Annotated in this window: 8 protein-coding genes and 1 pseudogene; 7 read left to right on the top strand and 2 right to left on the bottom strand. The window is 37.5% G+C overall.

Translation table 11 applies throughout. The annotated features are described in order from the left end of the window. Nucleotide 1 precedes the first annotated feature (1 nt). From AC0QT4_RS08540 to AC0QT4_RS08510, 7 genes and pseudogenes are all read left to right on the top strand, one after another. Nucleotides 2-496: a hypothetical protein gene (locus AC0QT4_RS08540; RefSeq protein WP_473201254.1), complete on the top strand. Its 495-nt coding sequence runs from the start codon at nucleotides 2-4 to the stop codon at nucleotides 494-496. A 69-nt stretch (nucleotides 497-565) separates the two neighbouring features. Continuing rightward, nucleotides 566-765, top strand: a pseudogene (locus tag AC0QT4_RS08535) (type II toxin-antitoxin system HicA family toxin). After that, nucleotides 762-1,157, top strand: coding sequence for a type II toxin-antitoxin system HicB family antitoxin (locus AC0QT4_RS08530; protein WP_473201253.1), 396 nt, complete (start codon nucleotides 762-764; stop codon nucleotides 1,155-1,157). Before AC0QT4_RS08535 ends, AC0QT4_RS08530 begins: the two are co-directional and overlap by 4 nt. A gap of 320 nt (nucleotides 1,158-1,477) precedes the next feature. Next, the gene (locus AC0QT4_RS08525; RefSeq protein WP_473201252.1) at nucleotides 1,478-1,789 is read left to right on the top strand and encodes a hypothetical protein; all 312 of its coding nucleotides are present in this window, start codon (nucleotides 1,478-1,480) and stop codon (nucleotides 1,787-1,789) included. Between the two features lie 3 nt (nucleotides 1,790-1,792). Then, a complete protein-coding gene (locus tag AC0QT4_RS08520) occupies nucleotides 1,793-2,377 on the top strand; it encodes a hypothetical protein (RefSeq protein ID WP_473201251.1) in 585 nt (194 codons plus the stop codon). A 321-nt stretch (nucleotides 2,378-2,698) separates the two neighbouring features. Continuing rightward, on the top strand, nucleotides 2,699-3,424 hold the full coding sequence (locus tag AC0QT4_RS08515) for a phage antirepressor KilAC domain-containing protein (protein ID WP_473201250.1): 726 nt from the start codon (nucleotides 2,699-2,701) through the stop codon (nucleotides 3,422-3,424). Beyond that, nucleotides 3,421-3,699, top strand: a complete 279-nt coding sequence (locus AC0QT4_RS08510) for a hypothetical protein (RefSeq protein WP_473201249.1) — start codon at nucleotides 3,421-3,423, stop codon at nucleotides 3,697-3,699. The genes AC0QT4_RS08515 and AC0QT4_RS08510 overlap by 4 nt, the downstream gene beginning before the upstream one ends. Nucleotides 3,700-3,741: 42 nt before the next feature. On the opposite strand, the gene AC0QT4_RS08505 is transcribed toward AC0QT4_RS08510, so the two are convergent. After that, entirely contained in the window at nucleotides 3,742-4,038 is a 297-nt protein-coding gene (locus AC0QT4_RS08505) for a HigA family addiction module antitoxin (protein ID WP_473201248.1), read from the bottom strand. Between the two features lie 16 nt (nucleotides 4,039-4,054). Then, entirely contained in the window at nucleotides 4,055-4,369 is a 315-nt protein-coding gene (locus AC0QT4_RS08500; RefSeq protein ID WP_254771026.1) for a type II toxin-antitoxin system RelE/ParE family toxin, read from the bottom strand. Nucleotides 4,370-4,532 lie beyond the last annotated feature (163 nt).

Raw genomic sequence — 4,532 nt, 5'->3', positions numbered from 1 at the left:
GATTAAGGGATGTGTAAGAGAACCAAATGGACGCATCTCAAGAGCCAAAACACCGCGTGAACCTATTGATAAACTGGCTATAGAAATGCGTGCTAAACGCTTTGGTTTGACACTACAAGATGCCAAAAATCCGCTTGCTGGTACCTATATCGGGCGGCTTTATTTACAAGGTCAACTTACTCAAGATCAGTATGAGGCTGCACAAAAATATCTTGAAGTGAAAAACAATTACCTCTGTGCAAAAGCGTTACCTAATGCTGTTTATGATGAAATGCCTACAACTTCTGATGATAGAGCAAGAGAGAAATGGGTTGAATTTGCAATCGAACAGTTTTTAAGCATGCAAGAAGTGGTAAGAGAAACACAGGCTTTAAATCGACAGTATAATCTTTATGCAGCAATACAATATCTTATTATAGAAGACCAAATGCTACCGCATCTTGTGAATTCACTGCATAGTGTGCTTGATGCGCTTCACAAACACTTCAACCATTAAACAAAGAATTGACATCAGATAAGAGATCAATTAAAATGTGTATATATTTACACATGATGAGTTTAGATAATGGAACAAGATAGCCGAAAAATCATTGCAAAATTAAAACGTGATGGTTTTGAACTTATGAAAGTGAGAGGTTCTCATCATAAATTAAAAAAAGATGGTAAGGTTGTTATTGTCCCACGTCCTAAAAAAATCTTCCAATTGGTACAGCACGTTCTATTGCACAACAAGCAAGCTGGTTAAAAAAAGGAGAAGAAGAATGAAAAGATTTTTTGCTCTTGTTCATAAAGATAAAGATTCTGCTTTTGGTGTTCAGTTTCCTGACTTTGAAGGGCTTTTTTCTGCTGCCGATGAAGAAAAAAATCTCATCACAAATGCAACTGAAGCTCTTCAACTTTATTGTGAAGATATCGATACAGTGCCTATGCCCTTAAAATTTGAAGAAGTCATACAACGACAATCTATCAAAACAGCTTTGGCAGAAGGAGCTTTTTTAATACAAGTCCCCTTTATTGAAAATGATGCTGAAGTGGTACGTACGAATATATCTATTGAACGAGGACTTTTACGTGCCATTGATGATTGTGCACAAGAAAGAGGCTTAACAAGATCTGCTTTTTTGGCAACAGCAGCGCGTCACGAGCTTAATATTTAGAGTTTCTTGCTTTTTGAGTGCATCAACATATGCCATTTTGTTTCTAAAAACACCAGATTTTGATCAAAAAAAGTAAAAAAATACTAGATTATGATTTTTTCTGTTGACATCGTGTAAAAAATCGTATTTAATGACGATACTGCACTAGTTGTATTGCGTCTAAATTCAAAAATATTCCCCAAAAATTTAGTAAAATATATACCTGAAACATGGCTAAAATCCCGGTTTTCTCGGCAATTCTGGCTTGTCCATTTTCTCAAATCGTAAAAAGCAATATTTGACGCATGATGTCATTAAATCATTCCATAAAAGGAGCAATAATGAAAGCTGTCATCACTAAACCAATGTGTGTCGTTGGCGACAATAAAAGCACCGTTCGTTTTGAACCTTCTACACAAAATATTCCTTTCGTTGAGGTTTCCAATCAACTCTATGCTCGTCTCAAGCGTGCCAATGCTGCAAAACCTTTTGTTGAAAGCAAAACAAATGCAAAGCCTGATAAGACAATTGAAAAAGAAGAAAATGAAAATGGTCAAACATCAACTAAAGCAGTGGTAGAGGAAACCATATCCAAACAAACCAAAACATCTAAAGTTTCTAAGCCAGCAACATCTGCCCCCAAAAAGGCTTAGAAGTTGAAATTAATTATCCACCAAAAATGGTATCTTCAGCAAGTAAAGGATACCTTTACAAATCTTCAAGCACCACGCCTTAATTGGGCTTTGCGTAATGCTGTAAATACCGCAGCAAAACAAGTGGAACGCTTTGCTGAAAAGGAAATTTCTGATCTTACATCAGCCCAATCAAAGCGTATCAAGCGAGGCGTTTATATTAAAGGAAAGGCTACAACACAGCTTCTCGAGACAGATATCATTGGCTCTGGAACACCGATACCTCTTAAATTTTTTAAAAAAGTAAGAGAAACAAAACACGGTGTGGCTTATACAATGTTTGGCAAGCAAGAAATCTTACCCCATGCTTTTATTCGAGGAGGAAAATTTCCAAAGCGTGTTGAATTAAAAATGGGGAACAATGTGTTTCAAAGAGCCGATGCTGATCAATTCCCCATTGCAAAACAAGAAGATCCCTCAATTGCTGGGGTAATGTCCAAGCCAGAAATTGCAAATACTATTGCACAATATGCCAATGAGAGATTAATCAAAAATATACAGAGACAACTTGAACGCCAAGAATATGCTGCTAACAAGAAAAAGAAATAATGTTCTTAAGCTATGCCTATACATGCAATACTATGTTTTTCTTTCTTGACAAGATGGCACCAATATATCCATTGTCGAATCAGGTGCCTGAAAACACCTTAAAACATCTAGCAGGTTGATTACCGAAATAATCAGTTTTCCGCACATGTAAAGGCTTTGACTCATTGTATGTTACACGCATATAATGCATTGTCGGGTGTGGTTATGCTATACAATACCCTCATGGGGAAAGCGTAACGACGGACTTGGTACCGTGTTTTTGAGCACCCAGCACTCTTACTTAGAGTGTTGAATCAAAAACTTTATTACCAAGGAGTTCACATGAACACTCTTATGGAAACTAATCAAAGCACTGTTAATAGTGCTACCACTCAAACTATGTCTAGCTGTGAAATCGCTGAGTTATGTGAAAAAAGACACGATCATGTAAGACGCGATATTAGTAAAATGTTAAGTGAACTATACCTTAAAGGGGGACTCCCCAAATTTTGGGGGTCCTATTTGAATAAACAAGGTAAGGTACAACCTTGCTACCATCTCCCCAAACGCGAATGCCTTATTCTCGTCTCAGGTTACAGCACTGCTTTACGAGCTAAAATCATAGATCGTTGGCAAGCACTGGAAGCACAAGTGGCAACATCTCAGATTGACTACTCAAGTCCTCAAGCAATGATTGGTTTCTTGAATCACTTGCAAAGTCAAATCGAGCAGAAAGACCATGTGATTGCTGAGTTAGAACCCAAGGCAAAGGCGCTTGATGGTTTAAAACGCTCTGATGGTCTGTTTGGTTTGATTGAATCTGCAAAGATGTTAGAGGTACGACCAAAAGATCTAACCGATTATTTGCGTAAACATGATTGGGTCTATCGACGGGCTCCAGGTGGTCCTTTGTTACCCTATCAGGATAAGATCAAGAAAGGTCTCATGGATTGCCCTGCTATTACTATTCAAAGACCCGATGGTACAGAAAAAGTGCTCCCTTCAACAAAAATCACATCTAGAGGATTGGCTTGCTTAAGAGAACAAATCCATGGAGGTGTGCAATGAATACCAGTGTTGATTTTTTATGCGATTTGTGGATGGCGCTATCTCAATTTTCTAATCATCCAGGACTTGGAGATAAAGATTGTAATAATTTAGTTGAGGTTATGGGCATGGTAGAGAAAGCTTTGATTTTAAAACTTAAAGATGACGTACCAAATATTACAAAGATTTTAGCAGTTCTTACAGACTTTGGAGCTTCAGAGTTTCCCGCAGCTATAGATCCTTTATTGAAAACTTACCAGCCGAATTTGGAGAACCCCATTAAAAAGGTTGCTTAAGTAAAACATGCCCCCTCCCCGTTATCAAAAATGGGGAGGTTATTAAACTCTACATTCAAATTTATTGATTTTGGAAAATTCATCTGCTTTTTCAGTTTGTAATATACTAACGTCGTAAGCAGCTTGCATGTTAAGCCAAAATTCAGCTGTTGTATCAAAAAAATAGGCTAATCTTAGTGCTGTATCAGGAGTCACTGGACTTTTTTCAGCAACAATCCGTTCTATCCTCGTACGTGGAACATTCAAGGCTTTTGCAAGGGCATAAGCAGAAAGAGCATATTCTTTTAAATATTCTTCCCGTAAAATTTCTCCGGGATGTATTGCACTATAATTTCTCATTTCGACCTCCTGAAAATCAATGATAATCTACGATTTCAACTTCATAGGCGCCATTGGAACGCCATTCAAAACAAATACGAAACTGGTCATTAATACGAATAGAATATTGACCTTTACGTTCCCCTTTCAATGCTTCTAAGCGATTTCCCGGAGGACTACGCAAATCTTTGAGATCAACTGCTTTATCGAGCATAAACAATTTTCTTTGGGCGATACGCACTAGAGTTGTAGGAAAACCTCTGGGTGGGTTCCCTTCTAAAAGATCTTTACATCGCTTATCTGCAAAAGATTCAATCACCAAATCACCTTTATTCATTCTTTTACGTATCATATCATGATACCATCCGCAAAGAAAGAATAAATTTTAAATAACAGGAACTTTTATGCATCCGAGAGAGACAATAAGGGAAAGCTTTGTTGCGTTGATCAAAGCAGCAAAGACGGCTGCTGGTGACAATGTGTTTAATATGCGTGATTTCAACTTTTCCGCTGAA

It is taken from the genome of Bartonella sp. EBT8, from assembly GCF_055796165.1.
Note: the sequence above shows the minus strand (reverse complement) of the source record. Positions and strands in the feature narration are given on the sequence as shown.

Bases quoted from the DNA above. Each gene is read 5' to 3' on its own strand.
- AC0QT4_RS08530 (WP_473201253.1), top strand. From the start codon at position 762: ATGAAAAGATTTTTTGCTCTTGTTCATAAAGATAAAGATTCTGCTTTT.
- AC0QT4_RS08525 (WP_473201252.1), top strand. From the start codon at position 1,478: ATGAAAGCTGTCATCACTAAACCAATGTGTGTCGTTGGCGACAATAAA.
- AC0QT4_RS08515 (WP_473201250.1), top strand. From the start codon at position 2,699: ATGAACACTCTTATGGAAACTAATCAAAGCACTGTTAATAGTGCTACC.
- AC0QT4_RS08510 (WP_473201249.1), top strand. From the start codon at position 3,421: ATGAATACCAGTGTTGATTTTTTATGCGATTTGTGGATGGCGCTATCT.
- AC0QT4_RS08505 (WP_473201248.1), bottom strand. From the start codon at position 4,038: ATGAGAAATTATAGTGCAATACATCCCGGAGAAATTTTACGGGAAGAA.
- AC0QT4_RS08500 (WP_254771026.1), bottom strand. From the start codon at position 4,369: ATGATACGTAAAAGAATGAATAAAGGTGATTTGGTGATTGAATCTTTT.